17 protein-coding genes are annotated in these 23,431 nt (G+C 69.4%); 6 read left to right on the plus strand and 11 right to left on the minus strand.

What is annotated here, in order from left to right; all coding sequences use genetic code 11:
- Window positions 1-78 precede the first annotated feature (78 nt).
- Window positions 79-1,788, minus strand: a complete 1,710-nt coding sequence (locus AC1ROC_RS14325; protein ID WP_493000937.1) for a glycoside hydrolase family 13 protein — start codon at window positions 1,786-1,788, stop codon at window positions 79-81.
- Window positions 1,789-1,904: 116 nt separating this feature from the next.
- Here AC1ROC_RS14325 and AC1ROC_RS14330 point away from each other — a divergent pair, with 116 nt between their 5' ends.
- The 3 genes from AC1ROC_RS14330 to AC1ROC_RS14340 all read left to right on the plus strand — a co-directional run bounded on the left by AC1ROC_RS14330 (window position 1,905) and on the right by AC1ROC_RS14340 (window position 8,423).
- Entirely contained in the window at window positions 1,905-4,712 is a 2,808-nt protein-coding gene (locus tag AC1ROC_RS14330; protein ID WP_493000939.1) for a right-handed parallel beta-helix repeat-containing protein, read from the plus strand.
- Between the two features lie 99 nt (window positions 4,713-4,811).
- Complete coding sequence (locus tag AC1ROC_RS14335; protein WP_085368786.1) at window positions 4,812-6,281, plus strand: FUSC family protein; 1,470 nt, start codon at window positions 4,812-4,814, stop codon at window positions 6,279-6,281.
- A 9-nt stretch (window positions 6,282-6,290) separates the two neighbouring features.
- On the plus strand, window positions 6,291-8,423 hold the full coding sequence (locus AC1ROC_RS14340; protein WP_085368787.1) for a S9 family peptidase: 2,133 nt from the start codon (window positions 6,291-6,293) through the stop codon (window positions 8,421-8,423).
- A gap of 29 nt (window positions 8,424-8,452) precedes the next feature.
- Here the strand turns inward: AC1ROC_RS14340 and AC1ROC_RS14345 are convergent, their stop codons facing one another.
- Complete coding sequence (locus tag AC1ROC_RS14345) at window positions 8,453-9,277, minus strand: aldo/keto reductase (protein WP_493000942.1); 825 nt, start codon at window positions 9,275-9,277, stop codon at window positions 8,453-8,455.
- A gap of 55 nt (window positions 9,278-9,332) precedes the next feature.
- Here AC1ROC_RS14345 and AC1ROC_RS14350 point away from each other — a divergent pair, with 55 nt between their 5' ends.
- A complete protein-coding gene (locus AC1ROC_RS14350) occupies window positions 9,333-9,878 on the plus strand; it encodes a type 1 glutamine amidotransferase domain-containing protein (protein WP_493000944.1) in 546 nt (181 codons plus the stop codon).
- A gap of 28 nt (window positions 9,879-9,906) precedes the next feature.
- Here the strand turns inward: AC1ROC_RS14350 and AC1ROC_RS14355 are convergent, their stop codons facing one another.
- Window positions 9,907-10,131, minus strand: a complete 225-nt coding sequence (locus tag AC1ROC_RS14355) for a hypothetical protein (protein WP_493000946.1) — start codon at window positions 10,129-10,131, stop codon at window positions 9,907-9,909.
- A gap of 123 nt (window positions 10,132-10,254) precedes the next feature.
- Between AC1ROC_RS14355 and AC1ROC_RS14360 the strand changes: the two genes are divergently transcribed.
- Window positions 10,255-10,536 carry a Fe-S cluster assembly protein HesB gene (locus AC1ROC_RS14360; RefSeq protein ID WP_085368791.1) on the plus strand — a complete coding sequence of 94 codons (282 nt, stop codon included), beginning with the start codon at window positions 10,255-10,257 and terminating at the stop codon, window positions 10,534-10,536.
- A 73-nt stretch (window positions 10,537-10,609) separates the two neighbouring features.
- Here the strand turns inward: AC1ROC_RS14360 and AC1ROC_RS14365 are convergent, their stop codons facing one another.
- From AC1ROC_RS14365 to AC1ROC_RS14400, 8 genes are all read right to left on the minus strand, one after another.
- Window positions 10,610-11,353 carry a DUF805 domain-containing protein gene (locus AC1ROC_RS14365; RefSeq protein ID WP_493000949.1) on the minus strand — a complete coding sequence of 248 codons (744 nt, stop codon included), beginning with the start codon at window positions 11,351-11,353 and terminating at the stop codon, window positions 10,610-10,612.
- Window positions 11,354-11,404: 51 nt separating this feature from the next.
- A complete protein-coding gene (locus tag AC1ROC_RS14370) occupies window positions 11,405-13,546 on the minus strand; it encodes an ABC transporter ATP-binding protein (RefSeq protein WP_168688547.1) in 2,142 nt (713 codons plus the stop codon).
- Between the two features lies 1 nt (window position 13,547).
- A complete protein-coding gene (locus AC1ROC_RS14375) occupies window positions 13,548-15,278 on the minus strand; it encodes an ABC transporter ATP-binding protein (RefSeq protein ID WP_168688546.1) in 1,731 nt (576 codons plus the stop codon).
- A gap of 128 nt (window positions 15,279-15,406) precedes the next feature.
- Entirely contained in the window at window positions 15,407-16,165 is a 759-nt protein-coding gene (locus tag AC1ROC_RS14380; protein ID WP_168688545.1) for an SDR family NAD(P)-dependent oxidoreductase, read from the minus strand.
- Window positions 16,156-17,394 (minus strand): ATP-NAD kinase family protein, encoded by a 1,239-nt coding sequence (locus AC1ROC_RS14385; protein WP_493000953.1) that lies wholly within the window; start codon window positions 17,392-17,394, stop codon window positions 16,156-16,158. The genes AC1ROC_RS14380 and AC1ROC_RS14385 overlap by 10 nt, the downstream gene beginning before the upstream one ends.
- Window positions 17,395-19,077 (minus strand): aminomethyl-transferring glycine dehydrogenase subunit GcvPB, encoded by a 1,683-nt coding sequence (gene gcvPB, locus AC1ROC_RS14390; RefSeq protein WP_493000955.1) that lies wholly within the window; start codon window positions 19,075-19,077, stop codon window positions 17,395-17,397.
- The gene (gene gcvPA / locus AC1ROC_RS14395; RefSeq protein WP_493000957.1) at window positions 19,074-20,480 is read right to left on the minus strand and encodes an aminomethyl-transferring glycine dehydrogenase subunit GcvPA; all 1,407 of its coding nucleotides are present in this window, start codon (window positions 20,478-20,480) and stop codon (window positions 19,074-19,076) included. The genes gcvPB and gcvPA overlap by 4 nt, the downstream gene beginning before the upstream one ends.
- A 44-nt stretch (window positions 20,481-20,524) precedes the next feature.
- Window positions 20,525-22,579 carry a beta-galactosidase gene (locus AC1ROC_RS14400; RefSeq protein ID WP_493000958.1) on the minus strand — a complete coding sequence of 685 codons (2,055 nt, stop codon included), beginning with the start codon at window positions 22,577-22,579 and terminating at the stop codon, window positions 20,525-20,527.
- Between the two features lie 194 nt (window positions 22,580-22,773).
- Here AC1ROC_RS14400 and AC1ROC_RS14405 point away from each other — a divergent pair, with 194 nt between their 5' ends.
- Window positions 22,774-23,430: a GntR family transcriptional regulator gene (locus tag AC1ROC_RS14405; RefSeq protein ID WP_434951388.1), complete on the plus strand. Its 657-nt coding sequence runs from the start codon at window positions 22,774-22,776 to the stop codon at window positions 23,428-23,430.
- Window position 23,431: the final 1 nt, after the last annotated feature.

Below are 23,431 nucleotides of genomic sequence, written 5' to 3' on the forward strand. Positions count from 1 at the left end.
CTCTGCCCCGCAGAGCTTTCCTGGGGCTCATCAGACACCCGCCGGCCGCTGGTGGCAAGCGGTGCCTGTCTTTTCAGCTCAGGCGTCGTCGCGGGAGAGCACGAGGGCCTGCCAGGGCGCGAGCGTCCCTGTGACCCCGCCCCGCGCATCCGGGAGGTTGCTCAGCACGGTCGTCGCACCCGCCCAGACCTGCGCATCCGGAAGCTCGTATTCCGCCTGCTCTCCGGTGAGGTTGACGAGCACGAGTAGTTGGCGCGCACCGAGCGTCCTCGTGTACGCGAACACCTGGGGGTGCTCGGGGAGCACCATCTCGAGCGTTCCGCTGGAGACGCGCTCGTCGTGATGCCGCAGGTCGATGAGGCTGCGGTAGTACGCGAACACCGAGTCAGGGTCGCGCCGTTCCGCCGCCGCGTTGACCTCGCGGAAGTTCGGGTTCACCGGGATCCACGGCGTGCCCGTCGTGAACCCGGCGTTCGGCGCATCCGACCACTGCACCGGAGTGCGGGCATTGTCCCTGCTCGTGGTGCGCAGCGCGGCCAGCACCTCCTCGGCCGGGGCACCGAGCACGTCGACGGCCTCCGCGTAGTGGTTGAGGGTCTCGATGTCACGGAAGTCCTCGATGCCGCGGAACGGCACGTTCGTCATCCCGAGCTCCTCGCCCTGGTAGACGTACGGCGTGCCCCGCTGCAGGTGGAGCACGGTGGCGAGCGCCTTCGCCGACGCGATGCGCGCATCCCCGTCGTCGCCGAACCGGCTGACCACGCGCGGCTGGTCGTGGTTGTTCCAGTACAGGCTGTTCCAGCCGCGCTCGGCGAGGCCGTCCTGCCATTTCGCGAACGACCGCTTGAGGTCGAGCACCGACGCCGGGCGGTGATCCCACTTGCCGCCGGGCCCGTGATCGAGGTCGACGTGCTCGAACTGGAACACCATGTCCAGCTCGCCGCGCGCCGGATCGGTGAACAGCTGAGCCTGGTCGACGGTGACGCCGGGCATCTCTCCCACCGTGAGATACCGGTCGTCGCGCCCCGCGAAAACGCGCTCGTGCATCTCGTGCAGGAACTCGTGGATGCGCGGCCCCTGCCCGTAGAACGGGTAGCCGTCCCCGTAGAGCGCACCGGGAGGAACGACGCCGTCCGGCAGGTACTGCACCTTCGAGATGAGGTTGATGACGTCCATCCGGAACCCGTCGACGCCGCGGTCGAGCCACCAGTTCATCATCTCGTAGACCGCATCCCGCACCTCCGGGTTCTCCCAGTTGAGGTCGGGCTGCTTGCGGGAGAACAGGTGCAGGTAGTACTCCCCGCTCGCCTGGTCGAGCTGCCAGGCCGACCCGGAGAAGAACGACCCCCAGTTGTTCGGCTCCGCACCGCTCTCGCCCGGAGCCTTGCCGTCGCGCGGCGGACGCCACCAGTACCAGTCGCGCTTCGGGCTGTCCGGCCCTGCGGACGACTCGACGAACCACGCGTGCTCGTCGGAGGTGTGATTGACGACCAGATCCATCACGAGCTTCATGCCGCGCGCGTGCAGCTCCCGCAGCAGCTCGTCGAAGTCGTCGAAGGTGCCGAACGCGGGGTCGATGGCGCGATAGTCGCTGATGTCGTAGCCGTTGTCATCGTGCGGCGACGCATAGATCGGCGAGAGCCAGACCACATCGACGCCGAGCGCATCCAGGTGGCCGAGATGGTCGATGACACCACGCAGATCGCCGATGCCGTCACCGTTGCTGTCCGCGAAACTCCGGGGATACACCTGGTAGACGACGGCGGACTGCCACCATTTCTCGCTCATCTGTTCAGAGTAGCCGGTGGGGTGTGGCGGGCCGGGGCGGGTCGACGACCACTAACGACCGGTATCCATTCTACATGTAAGATTTCTTAGCTAGGCGTCACTAGCTAAGGAGAAGCATGAACCGAACACTCACCCGCGCGACCGCGACGGCGGCACTCGCGTTGCTGATCTCAGGAGCCGTCGCGGCCACAGCCGCAGCAGCCCCGGGGACCGAGCTCCACGTCACGACGAAGGGCGGCGACTCGGACTGCACCACTGCCGCGAAGGCGTGCAGCATCGATGTCGCCCTGAACCGCGCCGAGACGCTCGTCGCCAAGGGCGAGAAGCCCTCGGTCGTTCTTCACGACGGGACATACCGCTTGAAGAAGAGCATCGTGCTCGACGCGAAAACTGCCGGAGTCACCATCCGGTCGGCCGAGGGCGCAGAAGTGATCCTCGACGGCGGCATGCGGCTGACGGGCTGGACCGCCGCGCCCGAAGTCGGAGACAACGTCTACAAGACGCGACTGCCCGATCACACAGCCACCTTCCGCCAGCTCTACGACGGCGGCGAACGCGCAGTGCTCGCCCGCTATCCGAACCGCGCGGACGAGGTGAACGGCGGGCCTCACCTGCGACTTCCCGTTCAGCCGGAGGAGACATCGCGCACGACGTGTGAAGCTTCCGGTGCCCTGGTGAACTGCGAGCTGACCATCCCGGCGATCCCCACTGACGCGGTCTCCGGCGAGTGGTGGCATGGTGCGCAGTTGGTGAAGGCAGACCACTGGCACTATAAAGAACTCAACATCGCGGCGATCACTCCCGCCGGTGGAGACGACACGCGCGTCGCCTTCGTCGACGAGCAGCAGGAGGGCGGGAAGCCGGACTGGACCTATGCCCAGGGATCGTCGACCTACCTCTGGGCGCACACCCCACCGGATGGCAGCCCGTACTACGTCCAGGACTCCCTCGCGCTCCTCGACGACACGCAGGAGTGGTTCTACGACAAAGACACGCACGTCGTCTACTACAAGACTGCCGATGGGAAGGCGCCCGCGGACAACCGCGTCGTCATTCCCCAGGTCGAGAAACTGCTGACGGTGTCGAACACGCACGACGTCACGGTGAGCGGACTCACCTTCCAGTATTCGAACTGGGCGGCCCCGGACACGGCGGGGTACGCATCGCCGCAGAGCGGCCAGCCGCAGTGGACCAACAGAGGCGAGAAGCCCGTCCCCGGTGCGGTGACCATCACGAGCGGAAAGGACATCACCCTCTCCGGGAACACCGTTCGACGCACCGGAGACAACGGCATCCTCGTACACGGCACGAGCGCTCGGATCGAGATCTCGGGCAACCGGATCTCGGACACGTCCAGCTCGGGTGTGTCTCTCTACGCCGGGATCGCCTACAAGGATGAGCGCAATACGGTGACCGATGCGCGCGTCACCGGCAATGTCATCCGCGATGTGGGGAAGCACTACGCCGACGCCCCCGGGATCCTCGGAACACAAGTGTGCGACACCCGCATCGAGCACAACGACATCAGCTACTCGAAGTACGCGGGGGTCAGTGTCGGCTCGTTCACATCGAACAAAAGCGTCCCGGAGAGCTCGGACGAATACCGGAACCGATGCGAGCGCATGTCCGACGTTGCGTCCGATTCGTTCAACACCGTCAGCCACAACCGCATCTCCAACGCGATGCTGATGCTGGACGACGGGGCACCGATCTACGTGCTCGGCCGCAACCCCGGGATGATGATCGAACAGAACTTCATCTCAGGCGTACGGCGCACGGCGTATGCCGGGAACAACCCGGTCCCCGGCATCTACATCGACGAAAGCGGTGCGGACATGACCGTTCGTGAGAATGTGCTCGACATCGGCACCACCACCGCGTTCTTCGTCAGTCCATCGAACACGCATCGCAACGAGCTCATCGGCAACTGGTACACCGGGCCGCTGGGAGCCATCGAGAATCTCCCTGGCGTCACGAAGAACGAGAACACCGCCGTCCCGGACGGAAAGTGGACGAAGGCCGCACTCGACGTCATCGCCAACTCCGGGCCGACGGGGAACGGCGCGCTGCCGCGCCCCCTCACAGTCACCTCTCCCACGCCGAGCTACACCGAGTACGAGGACAAGCCGCTGTTCGCCGGCGGGGCGCGACCAGGCAGCCTCATCGAGGTGCGCGGAGCGACCTACAACACGCTCATCGCATCCACCACCGCTGGCGAAGACGGGCGCTGGCAGGTGCGATCGACGGTCGACCTGCCAGCGAGCGCGACACCGCACCGGATGCGCGTGAAGGAATGGGCGAAGGGAACCACGACCGGCGAAGCTCCGACCGAGCACCGCCTCGTCGAGTTCACCAGGGCAGACGAAGTTCGTGTGACGTCTCCGGTCGATGGCGATCGGTACTTCACGCCGATCACGACTGTCGAAGGCATAGCAGCACCCGGTTCGTTCGTCGAGGTCCGCGGCGCGCAGCGAAACGATGTGCGCGGAACGGCAGTCGCGGATGAATCCGGTGCCTGGTCGGCATCGGTTGAGGATGTCACGGCGGCCCCGTTCGGCGCGTCGAGCTACACGTTCATGGTCCACGAGTACGTCGGGACAGCGCGGGTCAGCACAAACCGAGTCACCTTCGAAAGAGCCAAGATCCTTCCGCTCACGGTCACGCTCCCTGCGGAGGGCGAGTCCGTCAAGGCCCGCGCCCTTGCCTTCTACGGCAACGGAGAACCCGGTGCGACGATCACCATCCACGACGCGGTCTCGGGTGAGGTCCTCGGCAAACCCGTGGTCGTCAAGGAGATCGGCAAGTGGTGGAAGGACGACGTGGTGTTGGACCCTCGGGCCGAGAAATACGGCGTGCGTGTGACGCAGAGCATGCGTCATGCAGAGGATCTTCAGGCCGACATCGCGTTCTTCATCACCGACTGATCGCGAGGGCCGCCTCCGGCTATTGCGGCTGGAGGCGGCCCTGACCTCCGCGTCGAAGAGGAGCGCGGATCGACACGCTGCGGGTGAGAAAATGCACCCATGCATCCCGTGGCCCGCGCTGGGCTCTCCGCCCTGATCTCCGTCGCGGCCGCCGCGGGAGCGTGCGCGACCATGTGGTGGATCGCGGTCGCGGTCGGTGGCGGGTACGGCACCGCTGTGCTTGCGACCGTGGTGGCGCTGACGCTGTCGCGGAGGACGTTCGCGTCGCGGGGTGAGTTCGCGCGGTCGGCGGCGCTGCTTCCCGTGATCGGGCTCGTGGCGGCGGGGGTCGGGTGGCTGCTCGTCGCGGCGCCGGTGGTCGGCGCGGTCGCGTTCGTGGCCGGGATGAGCGTGCCGATCTGGATGCGGCGGTTCGGCGGGAGGATTGCGCGGCTGGGGGCGTTGGTCACGCTGCCGTTCACAGCGATCCTCGTCGCCCCGGGGGCGGGGGCGCAGACCGGGCGGTGGTGGCTGGATCTGGTGCTGCTGGTCGGCGCGTCCGTGGTGGCTGTTGCGTGGGTGGCGGTCGCCAGGGAGGTTGGGGTGCTGGCGGGGGTTGCGGTTGTGGGTGAGGTTGCTGGGTCGGGCGAGGGTGCTCGGGCGGGCGAGGGTGCCGGGGCGGCCGCCGCTGCCGCCCCTGCGCCCCGCCGCCTCCCGGCGAGCACCCGCATGGCGCTGCAGATGGCGGCGGCCCTCGCCGCGGCGTTCGTCGCTGGCTGGCTGCTGTTCCCCGACCATGCGATGTGGACCGTGCTGACCGCTTTCATCGTCAATTCCGGCAACCGGGGGCGCGGGGATGTGGTGCACAAGAGTGCGCTACGGGTGGCGGGGGCGCTGGGCGGCACAATCGTCGCCGTGGCGTTCACGTTCGTGGCGGAGCCGACCGGGATGCTCGCGGTCGTCGTCATCTTCGCCGCCCTGTTCGTCGGCACCTGGCTGCGCGGATACAGTTACGCGTTCTGGGCGCTGGCCGTGACGCTCGCCGTCGCGCTGCTCCAGGGACTGCTCGGCGTCGCGCCCACGGGAGCGTCGCTCTGGGCGGTGCTCGGCGAGAGGGTGCTCGCGATCGTGACCGGTGCGGTGATCGGGATCGCGGCGGCGTGGTTCGTGCTGCCCGTCCGCTCCGACGATGTGGTGCGCAAGCGACTGTCGGAGATGCTGGTGGCGCTCGGTGCGGTGTTCGCCCCGGCCGACCCCGCTGTACCGCCGGACGAGCGGGTCGGGGCGTTCCGAACGTCCCTGGCCCGCGTCGAACAACTGGCGCCGGCGCACCGGGCGCGGCGCATCGTGGGCGGGCGGAAGACGATCAGGGCGATCGACTGCATCGAGGTGGCGCTCGCGCTGGGGCCGGCAGTGGATGCGCGGCTCGCGGGTGATGGCGCGGCCGACACCGCCGCCGCGCGGTTGCGGCGCGCGGTCAGGGAGGCGCGGAAGAGCCTCGCGGCGCCGGTCGACTTCGCGCGCATCCACTCGGCTCTGCTGGCGCTCGGGGCCGAGCTCGACGGGCGCGGGCGGGATGGCGGACGGTAGCCTGATGGAATGCTCACGCCGCCGATCACGCCGAAGAAGCCGACAGAACGCATCCATCACGGGGACGTGTACGTCGACCAGTACGAGTGGCTGCGCGACAAGGACGATCCGGCCGTCGTCGCTCACCTGCACGAGGAGAACGCGTACACCAACGCCCGCACCGAGAACCTGGCGCTGCTGCGCGAGCAGATCTTCGAAGAGATCAAAGGGCGCACCCGCGAGACCGATCTGAGCGTCCCCACCCGCGAAGGCGACTGGTGGTATTACACGCGGACGGTCGAGGGGAAGCAGTACGGCATCCACTGCCGCGCGCCCATCGCCGGCGCTGACGACTGGGAGCCGCCGGCGCTCGACGAGGAGGCGCAGCGCAACGGGCTGCCGGGTGAGCAGATCCTGCTCGACGACAACGCTGAGGCGGAGGGGCACGAGTTCTACGCGCTCGGCAGCTTCGACGTGAGCGCCGACGGCACGCGACTGCTGTGGGCGGTCGACACGGAAGGCGACGAGCGGTACACGATCCGGGTGCGGTCGCTGGTGGACGACGGGGTGGAGTTCCCCGACGAGATCGAGGACACCGCATCCGGTGCGCTGTTCGATCAGAGCGGCGAGTACATCTTCTACACGACCGTCGACGACGCCTGGCGTCCGGACACGGTGTGGCGGCACAGGGTCGGGGACGGCGCACCCGGCACCGACGTGCAGGTGTTCCACGAGCCGGACGAGCGCTACTGGATCGGCGTCGGGCTCACCCGCAGTCGCGACTTCCTGGTCATCGAGGCCGGGTCGAACATCACCAGCGAGGCGTGGCTGCTGCGGTCGAGCGACCCGACCGGCGAGTTCGCCGTTGTCTGGCCGCGCAAGGAGGGCGTCGAGTACGACGTCGAGCACGCCGTCGTCGGCGGACGCGACCGGCTGCTGATCGTGCACAACGACGACGCCGTCAACTTCGAGCTGGTGAGCGTGGCCGCCGACGACCCGCAGGGCGCCAGGCGCGTGCTGCTCCCCCACAACCCCGACGTCCGGCTCGAAGGGGTGGACGCGTTCCGCGACTTCGTGGCCGTCGAGTACCGCAGGGAGGGGCTCACCCGCGTGGCCGTCGCCTGCGTGCCGGAAGACGGAGGCTCCGCCGACGACACCCTGCACGAGCTGCACTTCGACGAAGAACTCTTCACCGTCGGCGCCGGCGGCAACCCCGAATGGACTCAGCCGACCCTGCGCCTCGGCTACGGCAGCTTCGTCACCCCCTCCACTGTGTACGACTACGACGTGCGCACCCGCGAACTCCGGATGCGCAAACAGCAGGCCGTGCTCGGAGAGTTCGACCCTGCGCTGTTCGCCCAGAAGCGCGAGTGGGCGACCGCGAAGGACGGCACGCGCATCCCGATCTCACTGGTGTACCGGCGCGACCTGGTCACGCCGGGCGAGCCCGCGCCGCTCGTGCTCTACGGGTACGGGTCGTACGAGGCGAGCATGGACCCGTCGTTCGGCATCCCCCGGCTCAGCCTGCTCGACCGAGGCATCGTGTTCGCCATCGCGCACGTGCGCGGCGGCGGCGAGCTGGGACGGCTCTGGTACGAGCACGGCAAGAAGCTGCACAAGAAGAACACGTTCACCGACTTCGTGGACAGCGCGCGACACCTGATCGACACCGGATGGACGGCTCCGGACCGGCTCGCGGCGCAGGGCGGCAGCGCGGGCGGCCTGCTGATGGGCGCCGTCGCGAACCTGGCGCCGAAATACTTCTCGGGGATTTTGGCGGAGGTGCCGTTCGTCGACCCGCTCACGAGCATCCTGGACCCGTCGCTTCCGCTGACGGTGATCGAGTGGGACGAGTGGGGCGACCCGCTGCACGACGAGGAGGTGTACGCGTACATGAAGTCGTACTCCCCGGTCGAGAACGTGCACGACACCCACTACCCGCGCATCCTGGCCGTGACCAGCCTCAACGACACCCGCGTGCTGTACGTGGAACCCGCGAAATGGGTGGCGCGGCTGCGCGAGGTGGGAGCCGACGCGCTGCTGAAGATCGAGATGGCTGCCGGGCACGGCGGGGTATCCGGCCGGTATTCGGCGTGGCGGGAGCGGGCGTTCGCCTACGCCTGGCTCGTCGACGCGGTCGGCGCGCACCCGACCGGCGAGTAGCGCAGGGCGCGGCGGCGCCGGGGCGGGCGTCAGCCGAGGTCGTCGGGGTCGCGGCCGGTGCGCTCGCCGGACTCGAGGGTGGCGATGGTGGCGAGGTCGTCGGCGTCGAGCTCGAACGAGAAGACGTCGAGGTTCTGGCGGATGCGGTCAGGGGTGACCGACTTCGGGATGACAACATTGCCGAGCTGAAGCTGCCAGCGGATCACGGCCTGCGCAGGTGTCACGCCGTGCTTCTCTGCGATGCGCGCGAGCGGTTCGTTCCCGAGGATGCGGCCGCGGGCGAGCGGCGACCACGCCTCGGTGACGATGCCGTGCTCCGCACCGTACGCGCGCACCTCCGCCTGCGGCAGCCACGGGTGCAGCTCCACCTGGTTGACGGCGGGCACGGTGTCCGTCTCTCGCGCGAGCCGTTCCAGGTGATGGATGTGGAAGTTGGCGACGCCGATCGACCTGGCTCGCCCCTCATCCCGGATCGTCTCGAGCGCACGCCAGGTGTCGACGTACTTGTCGTGCTTCGGCGCGGGCCAGTGGATGAGGAACAGGTCGACGCTGTCGAAGCCGAGCCGTTCGAGGCTGTCGTCGAACGACCGGAGGGTGCTGTCGTAGCCGTTCTGGTCCCACCAGACCTTGGTGGTCACGAACACTTCGTCGCGGTCGAGGCCGCTCTGGCGGATGCCCTCGCCCACCCCGCGCTCGTTCTCGTAGAACGCAGCCGTGTCGATGTGCCGGTACCCGGCGTCGATGGCGGTGAGCACCGCATCCGGGGTCTCCGCATCCGGGATCTTGTACACGCCGAAGCCCAGCTGCGGGATGCGGTTGCCGTCGTTGAGAAGAAGCTCCGGGATGTGCGTCATGGGTTCATTCTGCCGCGTCACAGGCGTACAGGTGGATGGGAGAGAAGGAGAGAAAATGGCACTCAACGGCAAGAAGGTCGCGTTCCTGGTGGCGGAGGAAGGCATCGAACAGGCAGAGCTCGTGGAGCCGTGGAAAGCGGTCGCCGACGAAGGCGGAACGCCGGTCCTGGTCTCCGAGAAGGCGGGAGAGGTGCAGGCGTTCAACCACCTGACCCCGGCCGACACGTTCCCGGTCGACGTGACCCTGGCCGACGCGACGGCCGACGACTACGACGCACTGATGCTCCCCGGCGGGGTGGCGAACGGCGACTTCGTGCGCACGCAACCGGATGCGGTGGCCCTGGTCTCGGCGTTCGCTGCGGCCGGCAAACCGATCGGCGTGATCTGCCACGGCGGGTGGGTGCTGATCGAAGCAGGGGTGGTCGCCGACCGCACACTGACCAGCTGGCCGAGCCTGCAGACGGACTACCGCAACGCCGGAGCCCGCTGGGTGGACGAGGAGGTCGTGCTGGACGAGCGACCGTTCGTGCTCGTGTCGTCGCGGAAACCCGACGACCTGCCCGCGTTCAACCGCGAATTCGTGGCGGTCGTCGGGGCTTGACGCGCGGGGCGGCGTTGCTGCGCGTCGGCTAGGAGGGGTCGGCTTCCGGGGTCGGAGGCGGCGCTGCGGGGCTCGCGGGAGCGGCGGGCGTGGTCGGCTGGAACTGTTTCCAGGCGACCAGCCAGGTCGCGGCGATCGGGCCGAGGATGAGGCCGAGCACGAACCAGGTCCACCCGGAACGACCCTTGGCCTGCGCGAGTCCGCCCGTCATGATGGCGAGCCACAACCAGATGACCGGTATGAGAGAGTCCATTCGTCGAGCCTAGAGGGGGTCGCAGGTGAGTGTTCCCTGGCAATGACGGCGATTCCCCTTGCAGGGTTGCGGCGGGTGCGGGAGCGTAGGCGACTCCTGGAAACAAACGGAAAGGAGAGCATCATGCTCACCCTGACAGAGAACGCCAGCACGATCGTCAAGACGCTCACCGAGCAGGCCCCGCAGGACGAGGCCGGACTGCGCATCAGCAGCAACAACCCCCAGAACACGTCGTTCGCGGCGGCGGTCACCCCCGCGCCGGAGCCCGCCGACCAGGTGGTCGAGTCCGGCGGCGCACGCCTGTTCCTCGAAGAGGGCGCCGCGGTCGCCCTCGACGACAAGATCCTCGACGCCCAGGTGGACGACCAGGGCGCGGTCAGCTTCGCGATCGGCGCGCTCGCGTAACGACGCGAACGCCCCGCGCGACGAACGGCCCCCGATGCTCCGGCATCGGGGGCCGTTCTGCGTGCGGTAGCGGTCAGGGCGCGGGTGGGGCCGGTGGGGCTGGCGGGGCGGGTGGCTGCGTCGGCGGCGCGGGCGGCTGGGTCGGCGGAGCGGGCGGCTGGGTCGGCGGAGCGGCAGGCGGTGCGACAGGTGGCTGGGGCGACGATGGTGCCGACGGCGCGGACGGCGGCGCGGCGGGCGGCGGGGTCTGCGGGGAGGCGTAGAGGGGCTGGCCGCCCGCGGGGCTCGCGTAGGGAAGCGGGGACTCGGGCCAGCCGTAGTCGCGGGGAGGGAGGGCGGCGCCGGGGACGACCGGGACGTAGCCGGGGACCTCGGAGTCCGGGCGGTCGAAGCGGGCGCCTGCCGGGTTCGGTGGGAGGAGGGTCATCACGAAGATGGCGATGCCGCCGAGGCTCGGGATGAGGACGAGGAGGATCAGCCAGCCGCTCAGGTTCACATCGTGGAGGCGGCGCGCGGTCAGCGCGATGCCCGGGACGATGGTGGCCAGACCCCAGAGAACGAGCAGGACGATGCCGACGGCGAAGCCGGGGCCTGGAACCGAGCGGCCGCTGTCGTCGGTGGTGGCGCCGGAGAGGCCGAGGACCAGCAAGAGGATGTACAGCACCAGGCCGACGATCGCGTTGACGAAGAACCACCACCAGTATTCGCTGCGGCTGGCCCGGCCGTCGAAGCGTGCGTACTTCTTCCAGAACCGCACGAATGCGGCACCGAGCGGTGCACCGTAGTACGGCGCCCAGAGCGGAACGATCGGATTCACGGCATCCCCCTTTGTGCGCCCGGGGCGCCCACGGCCCCGGACGCACACAGCTTAGCTCGCGGGCGTGCTGCCGTCCCCTGCCGGATCGGACACAGCCTCAACGGACACAGTCTCGGCCGACTCAGCCGCAGCCGCCCCACCGAACGCACCCGACTCGACGCCGGGCGGCACGGCGGCCGCTTCGAGGAGCTCGGCCTCCGCCTCCGCGTCTTCGCCACGGAACTGCGTCATGTAGAGGTCGTAGTACGCGCCGCGGCGGCCGAGGAGGGTTTCGTGGTTGCCCTGCTCCACGATGGCGCCGTTCTCCATGACCAGGATGGTGTGCGCATCCCGGATCGTGGACAGGCGGTGGGCGATCACGAACGAGGTGCGGTCGGTGCGGAGGGCCGCCATCGCCTGCTGCACCAGCAGCTCGGTGCGGGTGTCGACGGAGGAGGTGGCCTCGTCGAGGATGAGCAGGGACGGGTTGGCGATGAACGCGCGCGCGATGGTGATGAGCTGGCGCTCACCGGCCGAGACGCTTCCGCCGTCCGCGTCGAGGACCGTGTCGTAGCCGTCCGGCAGCTGACGCACGAACCGGTCGACCATCGTGGCCTTCGCCGCGTCGACCACCTCCTCGTCGGTGGCGTCGAGGCGGCCGTAGCGGATGTTCTCGCGGATCGTGCCGCCGAACAGCCAGGCGTCCTGCAGCACCATGCCGACCTGCTCGCGCAGTTCGGCCCTCGCCAGTTCGGTGATGTCGATGCCGTCGAGCAGGATGCGGCCGGAGTTCAGCTCGTAGAAGCGCATCACGAGGTTGACCAGGGTGGTCTTGCCCGCGCCGGTCGGGCCGACGATCGCGACCGTGTGCCCCGGCTCGACCGAGAACGAGAGATCTTCGATGAGCGGCGTGGCCGGCGAGTAGCTGAACGAGACGTTCTCGAACTCGACGTGACCGTCCGTGCGCTCCGGGAGCTCCGCCTTGACGTCGTCCGGGTCTTGCTCGTCGGCGTCGAGGAACTCGAACGTGCGCTCCGCGGAGGCGACACCGGACTGCAGCATGTTCGCGATGCCGGCCACCTGGGTGATCGGCTGCGTGAACTCGCGCGAGTACTGGATGAACGCCGTCGCGTCTCCGAGCGTCATCTGCCCTGTCGCGACGCGGAGGCCGCCGACGACGGCGATCAGCACGTAGGACAGGTAGGACACGAACGTCATCGCCGGCATGATCGTGCCGGACACGAACTGCGCGCCGAAGGATGCCCGGTAGAGCTTCTCGTTGCGCTCGTCGAACTCGGCGAGCATGACCTCGTCGCGGCCGAAGGCGCGGACCAGCTCGAGCCCGGAGTACGACTCCTCGATGTGACCGTTGAGCGAGCCGGTGTTCTTCCACTGCGCCGCGAACAGCTTCTGCGAGCGCGAGCCGATCACGCCGGCGATGATGCCGGACAGCGGCAGCGCGATCAGGGCGATGAGGGCGAGCTGCCACGAGACGATGAACATCATGATCGTGATGCCGAGCACGGTGAGCACCGACTGGACCAGCTGCGAGAACGCCTGCTGCAGCGCGGCCTGGATGTTGTCGACGTCGTTCGTGACGCGCGACATCAGGTCACCGCGCTGGCGGGTGTCGAAGTAGCTGAGCGGCAGCCTGTTGAGCTTGGTCTCGACGTCGGCGCGCAGACGGTAGACGACGCGCATGACGAGGGCGTTGAGCACGTAGCCCTGCGCCCACATCAGGAACGAGGCCACCAGGTAGATGGCGAGCACGATGAAGATGAGACGGCTCAGCTCGACGAAGTCGATGCCGACGCCCGGGATGGGTTGGGTCTTGGCGAGCATGTCGGCGAACTGGTCGTTGCCCGCCGCGCGTGCCTGCTCGATCTGCTGGTCGAGCGACTGGCCGGCGGGGAGCCCCTTGCCGATCACGCCGCGGTAGATCACATCCATCGCCGAACCGAGGATCTTCGGCGCGATGACGGTGAGGATCACCGAGATGACGACGAGCCCGACCACGAACGAGAACTGCACGCGCTCCGGACGGAGCAGGCCGAGCAGCCTGCGCAGAGACGGCCAGAAGTTCTGCGCCTTCTTGGCCGGGGCTCCGCCGAACATGTCGCCGTCCGCCTCGGTGGGGGTGAACTCGTAGTCTTCGACCTCGGGGGCCGTGACGTCGTCGCGTTCGAGGACGTCGTCCGCACGCTTGCGTGCCATCTCAGGCCACCTCCAGGCTCAGCTGCGATTCGACGATCTCGCGGTAGGTCTCGCTCGTCTCGAGGAGTTCGTCATGGGTTCCTCGGCCGACGATGCGGCCGTCGTCGAGGACGATGATGGTGTCCGCCTCCCGGATGGTCGACACACGCTGTGCGACCACGATCACCGCTGCGTCTCTCGTCGCGTCGGCGAGGGCCGCGCGAAGGCGGGCGTCCGTCGCGACGTCGAGGGCCGAGAACGAGTCGTCGAAGAGGTACACCTGCGGCTGCGAGACCAGCGCCCTGGCGATGCAGAGTCGCTGGCGCTGACCGCCGGAGACGTTGGTGCCGCCCTGGGAGATGCGCGCGTCGAGCCCGCCCTCCTTGGCCAGCACGAAGTCTTCGGCCTGGGCGACGCGGAGCGCCTCCCACAGCTCCTCGTCCGTGGCGTCGGGCCGGCCGAACCGGAGGTTCGATGCGATCGTGCCGGAGAAGAGGTACGGACGCTGCGGGACGAGCCCGAGCACGCCGGCGAGCTGCGCCCTGGTGAGCGAGTCGACCCGCACCCCTCCGATGGTGACGGTGCCCTGCTGCGCCGTGTAGAGGTTGGGCACGAGGTTGACCAGCGTGGTCTTGCCTGCGCCGGTCGATCCGACGATGGCCGTCATCTTGCCCTGCTCGGCGACGAAGTCGATGTCGCTCAGCACCGGCTTCTCCGCACCGGGGTAGCCGAAGGTGACACCCCGGAACTCGACCCTGCCGGAGGACGGCAGCGGCGCATCCCCTGCTCGCCCGGCGTCGGACGCCTCGGTCGACAGCACCTCGTCGATGCGCCCGGCGCAGACGACGGCGCGCGGGATCATCATCACCATGAACACGCCCATCATGACCGCGGTGAGGATCATCAGCAGGTATTGCAGGAACGCGGTGAGCGAGCCCACCTGCATCTGACCGGCATCCACGCGCTGTCCGCCGAACCAGAGGACGGCGGCCGTCGCGAGGTGCAGGATGACCATGATGACGGGGAACATCAGGACGAAGATGTTGCCGACCCGCACCGACACCTTGGTGAGTGCCAGGTTGGCCTCCGCGTAGCGCTCAGACTCGAACGGCTCGCGGACGAACGCCCGGATGACGCGGATGCCGACGATCTGCTCGCGCAGCACGCCGTTGACCTTGTCGATGCGCTCCTGCATCTCGCGGAACAGCGGAAGCAGGAGCACGACCAGGATGCCCACCACGACGAACAGGACAGGAACGGACACCCAGACCAGCCAGGACAGCCCGATGTCTTCGCGCAGGGCCATGATGATGCCGCCGATGCACATGATCGGCGTCGACACCATGAAGTTGAGCGTCATCAGCACGAGCATCTGCACCTGCTGCACGTCGTTCGTGTTGCGGGTGATGAGCGTCGCCGTGCCCCAGCGGCCGACGTCGAGGGCGTCGAGGGAATCGACCTTGCGGTAGACCTCACGACGCAGGTCGCGGCCGACCGCCATCGACACCTTGGCGCCGAAATAGATGCCGCCGACGGCGGTCAGCACCTGCGCGAGGCAGACGACGAGCATCGTCATGCCGGTGTTCCAGATGAAGTCGGTGTCTCCGGTGACGACGCCCTTGTCGACGATCTGGGCGTTGAGACTGGGCAGGTAGAGCGCGGCGATCGTGGACAGCAGTTGCAGGACCACGACCCCCACGATCCCCCACACATATGGGCGCGCGTGACGCAGGGTAAGACGGAGCAGGATCAAGGATTCCCCCAGGGGTGGCTTTCGGTACCTGAAGATTGTGGCAGAAGCCTCCGACATTCGTGACACCGCACCTGAAATTTGCGGCGTCGCATTTTTCCCGCTCCTATTGCACGCGGACGAAGGCGTCGCTAGGCGATGCCTCCACCGTCCACGACGAGCGCGGAACCGGTCACGTACGAGGACTCGTCGGAGGCGAGCCAGACGACGGCGGCGGCGATCTCCTGCGGCTCGCCCATGCGCTGGAGCGGGCGGTCGGCGGCTTCCGCGAGGAACGAGCCGGCCTCCTGGCCGAGCTGACGGGCCTCGTCGCGGAGCATCCCGGTGTTGACGTCTCCGGGGTTCACCGAGTTGACGCGGATGCCCTGCGGGCCGTGGTCGATGGCGAGCGCGCGGGTCATGTTGACGACCGCACCCTTGGATGCGCAGTACGAGATGGCCTGCGCTCCTCCCTTGAGCCCCCATCCGGAGCCGGTGTTGACGATGGATCCTCCGCCGTTCGCCGCCATGACGGGCACGACATGCTTGCACATCAGGAAGATGCCTTTGACGTTGACGCCGAAGACGCGGTCCCACTCGTCTGCCGTGGTCTCGACCGCAGTGGTGCGGCGGATGATGCCCGCGTTGTTGAAGACGACGTCGACGCCCCCGAACACGGAGACGGTGTCCGCGACGACCCGCTCGATGTCCGACTCGTTCGACACGTCTGCTGTGAGGGCGATGGCTGTGCCTCCCGCCGCGCGGATCTCCTCCGCGACTTTCTCCGCCGCGCCGGGCGCGACATCCACGACGGCGACGCGCGCGCCCTCCGCCGCGAAGGCGAGGGAGGTGGCGCGACCGATGCCGCCGGCTCCTCCGGTGACGATGGCGGACTTGTCGGCTAGACGCATGTGTGCGCTCCTTCGGTGGTGGCCGCACTGGCGGCACTGACAGGGTAGATGCTCGACGACGACGGACCGGTGATCACCCGGAGGTGACCGGCGAGGCGTGCGTCGAGGCTGGTGTCGCCGGTGTCGACCAGGAGCGGTCGTCCGGCGAGGTCGATGAGTTTCTGTTCGGTCGCGACAACCATCAGGGGGCCGGCGAGCAGAGGGTCGGAGCCGATGGCGTCGAGCACGGCGGGCGAGAGCTGCTGATTGCCGCGCCCGAGGAGGAAGCCCTGGCCGCCGATCACGGTCACGACGGCCTGCGCGGGGTGTCCGGCAATGGATGCGATGGCCTGCTGCTCCGACACGTCGCGTGCGACGAGCATTCCGTCCTGCACGATGTCGACGCCGAGCGGGGTGGCCGGCACGCCCAGTTCGCGCGACACCGCGGCGAGCGTTCCTCCGGGCCCGAGCAGGTAGCGCACGCCCGGCCGCATGGCGGCGACGGCGCCCGCCGCTGCCCGGCGGACGGCGTCGGCCTCGCTGGTGGGGGTGGGCGCTTTGCGTGCCTGGGTGCGCTCGCGGGCGACGGGGACGCGGACGAGCGCGAACAGGCGAGGGTCCGGCCGGCCGGCGCGCAGGAGCTCCTCGTCAAGGTCGAGGACTTCCGCCTCGCGCGTCGGCAGGCCGCCGGCGGTCAGCCACTCCGCGGCGATCGCGCCCGCTGCGGCGGGAGCGACGGCGAAGCAGCCGGAGTACATCTTGACCCCGGCCGGGATGCCGAGCAGCGCGGTGTGCGCCGGGGCGCCTCGTGCCGCATCCCGTGCCGTGCCGTCTCCACCCGCGAACAGCACGAGGGTGGCGCCATCGGCCACGAAGGCCGCGACGGCACGCGCGGTGTCGTCGCCCGTGGTGCCGTCGCCCGCTAGGCCGACGCCCACGAGGCCGTCGCCCGTTTGGCCGCGCCGCGCATCCGGAGCGTAGACGACGCGCGGGAGGAGACCGGCGGCGCGCACCGCATCCTCGCCGAGCGGCCCGGACGCCGTCAGCACCTCCAGCCCGGGATGCGCGCCCGCCAGCACCGCGAGGGCCGCGGCAGCGCGCTCGGCGGCACGGGCGTGCGAACCGCGCGCGGCGGCCTCGCGCTGCACCGCCTCGCCGTCGCTGCCGACGAGGCCGGCCGGTCCCCCGATCCCGGCGACGGGGTTCACGACCACCCCGATCGCCGGGCGGAGCTGACGGAGGGAGGACATCTACGCAGCAGCCTCGTCGGAGGAGGAGGCCGACGCAGCGCCAGCGGCAGCACCAGTCGCAGGACCAGCGCCAGCCGCCTCGGACGACGGAGCGGAGAACGGCGCGAACGCACCCTCTCCCGCCCCGGCGTACTTCCGCTGGTACGCCCGCCAGGTCACCGCCCAGCGATCCGGGTCGTCCAGGTCGTCGTGGTGCGTGTGGTGCACGGTCTGGTTGTGCGGCGCCGTGCGCACCACCTCCGGCGTCTCGCGGGCCTCGCGGGCGACCTCGGCGAGCACGTTGGCGTACTCGTCCAGTTCGGCCATCGAGTACGACTCCGTCGGTTCGAGCGTGAACGGCTGCGGAACGATGTACGGGTGGTGGCTGGTCCAGTAGTGCATGCCGAAGTCGGAGGCGCGGACGCCGATCTCCTCCGAGCTGATGCCCGTCTCCTCGAACAGCTCCTGCCAGGAGTACCGCACCTGCTCGATGCGGCGGCGGCCGGTCGCGTACGGTGCGCTGGCCCCGGGGATCGCGAGGATGCGCTTCATCAGGTAGTTGTTGTTCAGCACCGCCGTCTCTGCCACGGCGCGCAGGCCCTCCGCGCCGAGCGCGCTGATCCAGGCGTACGTGCGCACGATGTTCGGGATGACGCCGTAGAACGGGGCGACAGAGCCGATCGACTGGGGCCGGTCGCCATCCAGGACGTAGCGGTCGCCGACCCGCTCGACCACCGGGCCCGGCAGGAACGGCGCAAGCGCTTCGGAGACGGCGTTCGCTCCCGAGCCGGGGCCGCCGCAGCCGTGCGGCGTTCCGAACGTCTTGTGCAGGTTGAAGTGGCACACGTCGAATCCGGCGTCGCGGGCGCGGGTGATGCCGAGGATGCCGTTGGCGTTGGCCTGGTCGTACGAGGCGAGCGCGCCGACACCGTGCGCGAGCTCCACCCACTCCCGGATGCGCGGGTTGTAGATGCCCGTGTCCTCCGGGTTGGTGACCATGATCGCCGCGGTGCGCGGGGAGAGCGCGGCGCGGAGGGCGTCGATGTCGGGGTAGCCGTCCGCATCCGGGTGGATGGTGATGACCCGGTATCCCGCCGCCTTGGCCGCCGCCGCGTTGGACGGGTGGGAGAAGATCGTGGTGATGACCTCATCCCGCTGCTCGGCCTCGCCGCGGGAGGCGTGGTAGGCGCGGATCATCGAGATGTTGGCCCAGATCGCCTCCGATCCTCCGCTGGTCTGCAGGGAGACGCGGCTCATTCCCGAGATCTCGGCGAGCATCCGCTCGGTGCGCCAGACGATCTCGAGGATGCCCTGCGCGCTCGCCGGATCCTGCAGCGGGTGCAGCTCGGTGAGGTCGGGGGTCCGGATGATCGCCTCGTTGACCTTCGGCGCGTACTTCATGGTGCAGGTGCCCTGGCCGACGTCGACGTTGAGGTCGGCGCCGAGGTTCTCCTGGCTGAGGCGCAGGTAGTGCTTGAGCACCCGCATCTGCCCGATCTCCGGCAGCGCGGGCGGTGCACTGCGCCGGAGGGATGCGGGAAGCGCCGCGACGACGTCGCCGACGGCCTCGCGCACGCCGGCCTCCGGGCGGGAGACGAGCACTCCGCGCTCGCCCGGCGTGTGCAGTTCGAACACGACGGGCTCGTCCCAGCGCGCCTGGTGGAAACGCCGCACGGGCGGTTTGGGGGCGATGGGGAGGCTCATGCGCTCTGCTCCTTCTTCTGTGCGCCAGCCGCAGCACCGGCGCCGAGGGCGTCGGAGAGCACGGCGGCGAGGTCGTCGATGTCTGACTGGGTGTTCTGCTCTGTGACGCACACCAGGAGGTGCGTCTCGTCGATGGCGTGGCCGGGCTCGAATCCGGATGCGCGGCCGGCGGCGACCAGTTCCGGTGCGGTGTGCGCCGCATCCCGGAGGTCGATGACGAACTCGCGGAAGTGCGTCGCCCCGTCGGCGAGCGCCACGCCGGGAAGGGCGGCGAGGGCGCGGGAGGCGTACGCCGTGCGGGCGAGGACGGTCTCTCCGACCTCCGCCATGCCCTTCGGGCCCATCAGGGAGAGGTAGACGCCCGCCGCGATGCCCCAGAGCGCTGCGGCGGTGCCGACCCACTCCTTCCCTTCCTCGCGGAGGGCGAAGGAGGTGCGGTCGTATGCGACGTCGCCGAAGCCGTACTCGCCCGGCACGTCGGTGGAGGCGAGGCCGAACAGGCGCGACGGCATCTCCATCACGAAGCGGGGATCGTCGTGCACGGCGATGAAACCGGCGTGCGCTCCGCCGAACCAGGGGTGCAGCCCGAGGGACTGGATGTCGCCGTGGACGATGTCCGCGCCCTGATCGGCGGGCGGGGTGAGGATGCCGAGACCGATCGGGTCGGTGCCGACGATGACGACGGCTCCGACCGCGTGGGCGGCGTCGGAGAGTTCGGCGACGGCGGTCTCGAGTGCTCCGGTGTAGCTCGGGGTCTCGATCCAAATCGCTGCCGTCGCGTCGTCGAGCATCCCGGTGGCCGCGGCGACGTCGGCGACGCCGTCGACGGTGGGGACCAGGACGAGGTCGATGGTCGGTGCGATGTAGTCGCGCACCTTGGACAGCTTGTCCGGATGCGCGTCGCTCACCAGCAGCACGGTGCGGCGGCCGGTGATGCGGCCCGCCATCGCGAGAGAGGTCGCCGCGGCCTGGAAGCCGTCGTACGTCGGCACGTTGACCACATCCTGGTTGAGCAGCTCGCCCATCAGCGACTGGTACTGGAACAGCGCCTGGAACCGGCCGTGGTCCTCGTACGGCTCTCCGGCGTACGCGGTGAGGAACTCGCTGCGGTTGATGACCTCGTCCACCACGGCGGGCACGGCGTGCTGGTACGTGCCGGCGCCGAGGAACAGCCGGCCGGGCTCCACCGCGCGGTTGCGGCGCAGCAGGCCGCCGACGTGACGCACCAGGTCCTGCTCGGCGACGAGCGGCTCCGGCAGGTCGAGCGGGCCGGCCAGGCGCAGGTCGGCTGGCACGTCGGCGTAGAACTCCTCGACGGACTCCGCGCCGACGGCGTCGAGCATCGCCTGACGGGATGCCGGCGCCGTGTTCGGCACGTACGGGTGGACGAATGGTTGGGTCATGGTGGCCTCGCGGTCGGTGGTGGGTGGGGACGATGGCTGCGGCGTCATGCGCCGGCCGGTTCTGTGCGGGTGGGGTGGGCGATGACGGCGACGCCGAAGGGCCCGAGCCGCAGCCCGTCGGCGGCATCGGCGTCGGCGTCGGTGAGGAGGTCGCGGCCGCCCGGGATGCGCGGAGCGGTGAGCGTGCGGCGCCCGTGGTTGAGGACGAACGTGTAGTCGGTGACGCCGTCGGTTCGGGTGACGACCTCGAGGTCGGTGTCGCGCCCGGCGGAGGCGGGGACAGGCACGCCGGCGGCGGCGAACACCTCGGAGAGCACGGCGCGCATCCCGTCGCTGTCGAGACCGGCGCTCAGGTACCAGGCGGCGCCGGCACCGGATGCGCGGCGCGTGACGGCCGGACGCCCGGCGAGGTCGCCGTCGCTGTAGTGGGCGAGCACCTCCGTGCCGTCCGCCGCCTCGATCCACTCGCTCCAGACGCGGACGCCGTGGCGCTCGCCGCCGAACGCGACGGACGCCGTCTGCCCGTCCGCCAGCGGCCACCACTCGTCCACCTCCACGCCCAGCAGGTCGCGCAGCGGGCCTGGGGCGCCTCCGTCGTGCACCTGCTCGCTGTGGTCGACGACGCCGGAGAACGGTCCGACGACCAGCTGGCCTCCCTCCGCGACGAACGCCGAGAGCGCATCCGCCTGCTCGGGGGTGGTGGCGTAGAGGTTGGGGACGAGCAGCACCCGGTGCTCTCCGTACGGACCGGCGGCGCGGGCGACATCCACCGGCTGGCCGAGCGCATACGCGGCGGCGTGCCAGGCCCGCGCCTCCTTCAGCCAGTCGAGGCGGACGGACGGCAGGGACTCCGGTTCGCTGACGCCCCACCAGGAGTCCCAGTCCGCGACGAGGGCGATGGATGCGCGCACGCGGGTGTCCTTGATCGGCGCGAGCTTCTTCAGTTCGGCCCCGAGCGCCTTGGTCTCCTGGAAGGTGCGGCTGCGCTCTCCGCGGTGGCCGAGCATCGCGGAGTGGAACTTCTCCGGACCGAACTTGGCCTGCCGCCACTGGAAGAACAGCACGCCGTCCGACCCGTGGGCGAGCGCCTGCATGCTGCCGACGCGCATCTGACCCGGCGCCTTCGGCACGTTGACCTCGCGCCAGCTCACCGCGCTCGGCGCCTGTTCGAGCAGCAGCCAGGGGCGGCCGTCTTTGAGGGAACGCATGAGGCCGTAGTTGAGGGCGGCGCCGATGTGCGCATCCGGATCGGCGGGGTCGGGATACGCGTCGTCGGTGACGATGTCCTCCGCGTCGGCGAAGTCCCAGTAGTCGAGCTCGCGGAACAGGCTCATGAAGTTGGTGGTGACCGCGATGTCCGGGGTGACCTCGCGCAGCACGTCGATCTCGGACTGGAAGAGTTCGAGCAGCGCGTCGGAGGAGAAGCGCTCGAAGTCGAGGAGCTGGGCAGGGTTGATCGGGCCGGTGGCCGTGCGCGGCGGCTCGATCTGGTCGAAGTCGAGGTAGTGCTGCCCCCAGCAGCTGGTGCCCCAGGCCGCGTTGAGGCCGTCGATCGTCTCGTAGCGGTCGCGCAGCCAGCGGCGGAAGTGGCGGGCCGACTCCGGGCACCAGCAGCGGGAGACGTGGTCGCCGTACTCGTTCGACACGTGCCAGAGCGCGAGTGCCGGATGCTCGCCGTAGCGTTCGGCGAGGGTGCGCGTGAGGCGGAGGGCCGCATCCCGGAACACCGGAGAGCTGGGGCAGTACGTCTGCCGCGAGCCGAACTCGAGCCGGACGCCGTCGGCGTTCCAGGGCAGCACCTCCGGATGCTCGCGGACCAGCCAGGCGGGAGGTGTGGCGGTCGCTGTGGCCAGGTCGATGCTGATGCCGTGCTCCCAGAGCAGGTCGATCACGCGGTCGAGGCCGGCGAAGTCGTACTCGCCCTCACGCGGTTCGAGCAGCGGCCAGGAGAAGACGGGAAGGGTGACCAGGTTGACCCCAGCCTCGACCATGAGGCGTGCATCCTCTGCCCAGACGCTCTCCGGCCACTGGTCGGGGTTGTAGTCGCCGCCGTATGCGAGGGCGTCGAGGCGGATGGTCCGCGGCGAGGTGGTCGTCACTGGTCTCCTTGCGGCTGTGCTGGGGCTGTTCTGGGGTGGTGCTGGGGTGGCGACGGCGTGGTGCTTTACACCGGGCAACCGTCGACTGTATTCTGTATACAGTAACGCTAAAGCGATTCCCGCGGTGGGTCAAGCCCTAAGCTGGCGACGCCGGCCGGCCGGGAGGCCACGCACGAACCGACCAGGAGGTCACAGTGATCGAGCGCAAGAACCTGCGGTCCCAGGTGCGCGAAGAACTCATCGCGAGAATGCGCGCCGGCGACGTGCGCCCGGGCGAGAGCATCAACGAGGTGCAGCTCGCCGCCGAGCTCGGCGTGTCGCGCACGCCGCTGCGGGAGGCCCTGATCGCGCTCGAAAGCGAAGGGCAGATCGAGTCGGAGAACGGCAAAGGGTTCCGGTTCGTGCCGCTGAGCGCCCGAGAATTCGAAGAACTGTGCCCCATCATCGTGGCGCTGGAGAGCCTCGCGCTCGACCTCAGCCCGGCCGACGAGCTGGCCGGAATCGGCACACAGCTCGCCGCCCTCGCCGCCGAGTTCAACGACGACGTCGCCCAGCACGCGCTGGTCAACCGCCGCGACGACGAGTGGCACAACCTGATGCTGAGCGCCTGCCCCAACCAGCGACTGCTCGACGAGATCGCCGGCGTGCGCCGCGCCATCCACCGCTACGAGTCGCTGCTGGTGTCCGACGACGTGATGGTCGAACGCAGCGCGATCGAGCATGCGGACATCGCACGCCACCTGGTCGACGGCGACCTTCCGGCGGCGAAAGAGGCGCTGGCGGCCAACTGGACGAACGGGATGCGCCGCCTGCTCGCGGACGCGGGCATCTCGTGGGAGCGGCTGGGCTGAC

This window comes from Leifsonia sp. GW821-FHT13C05 (assembly GCF_058806515.1).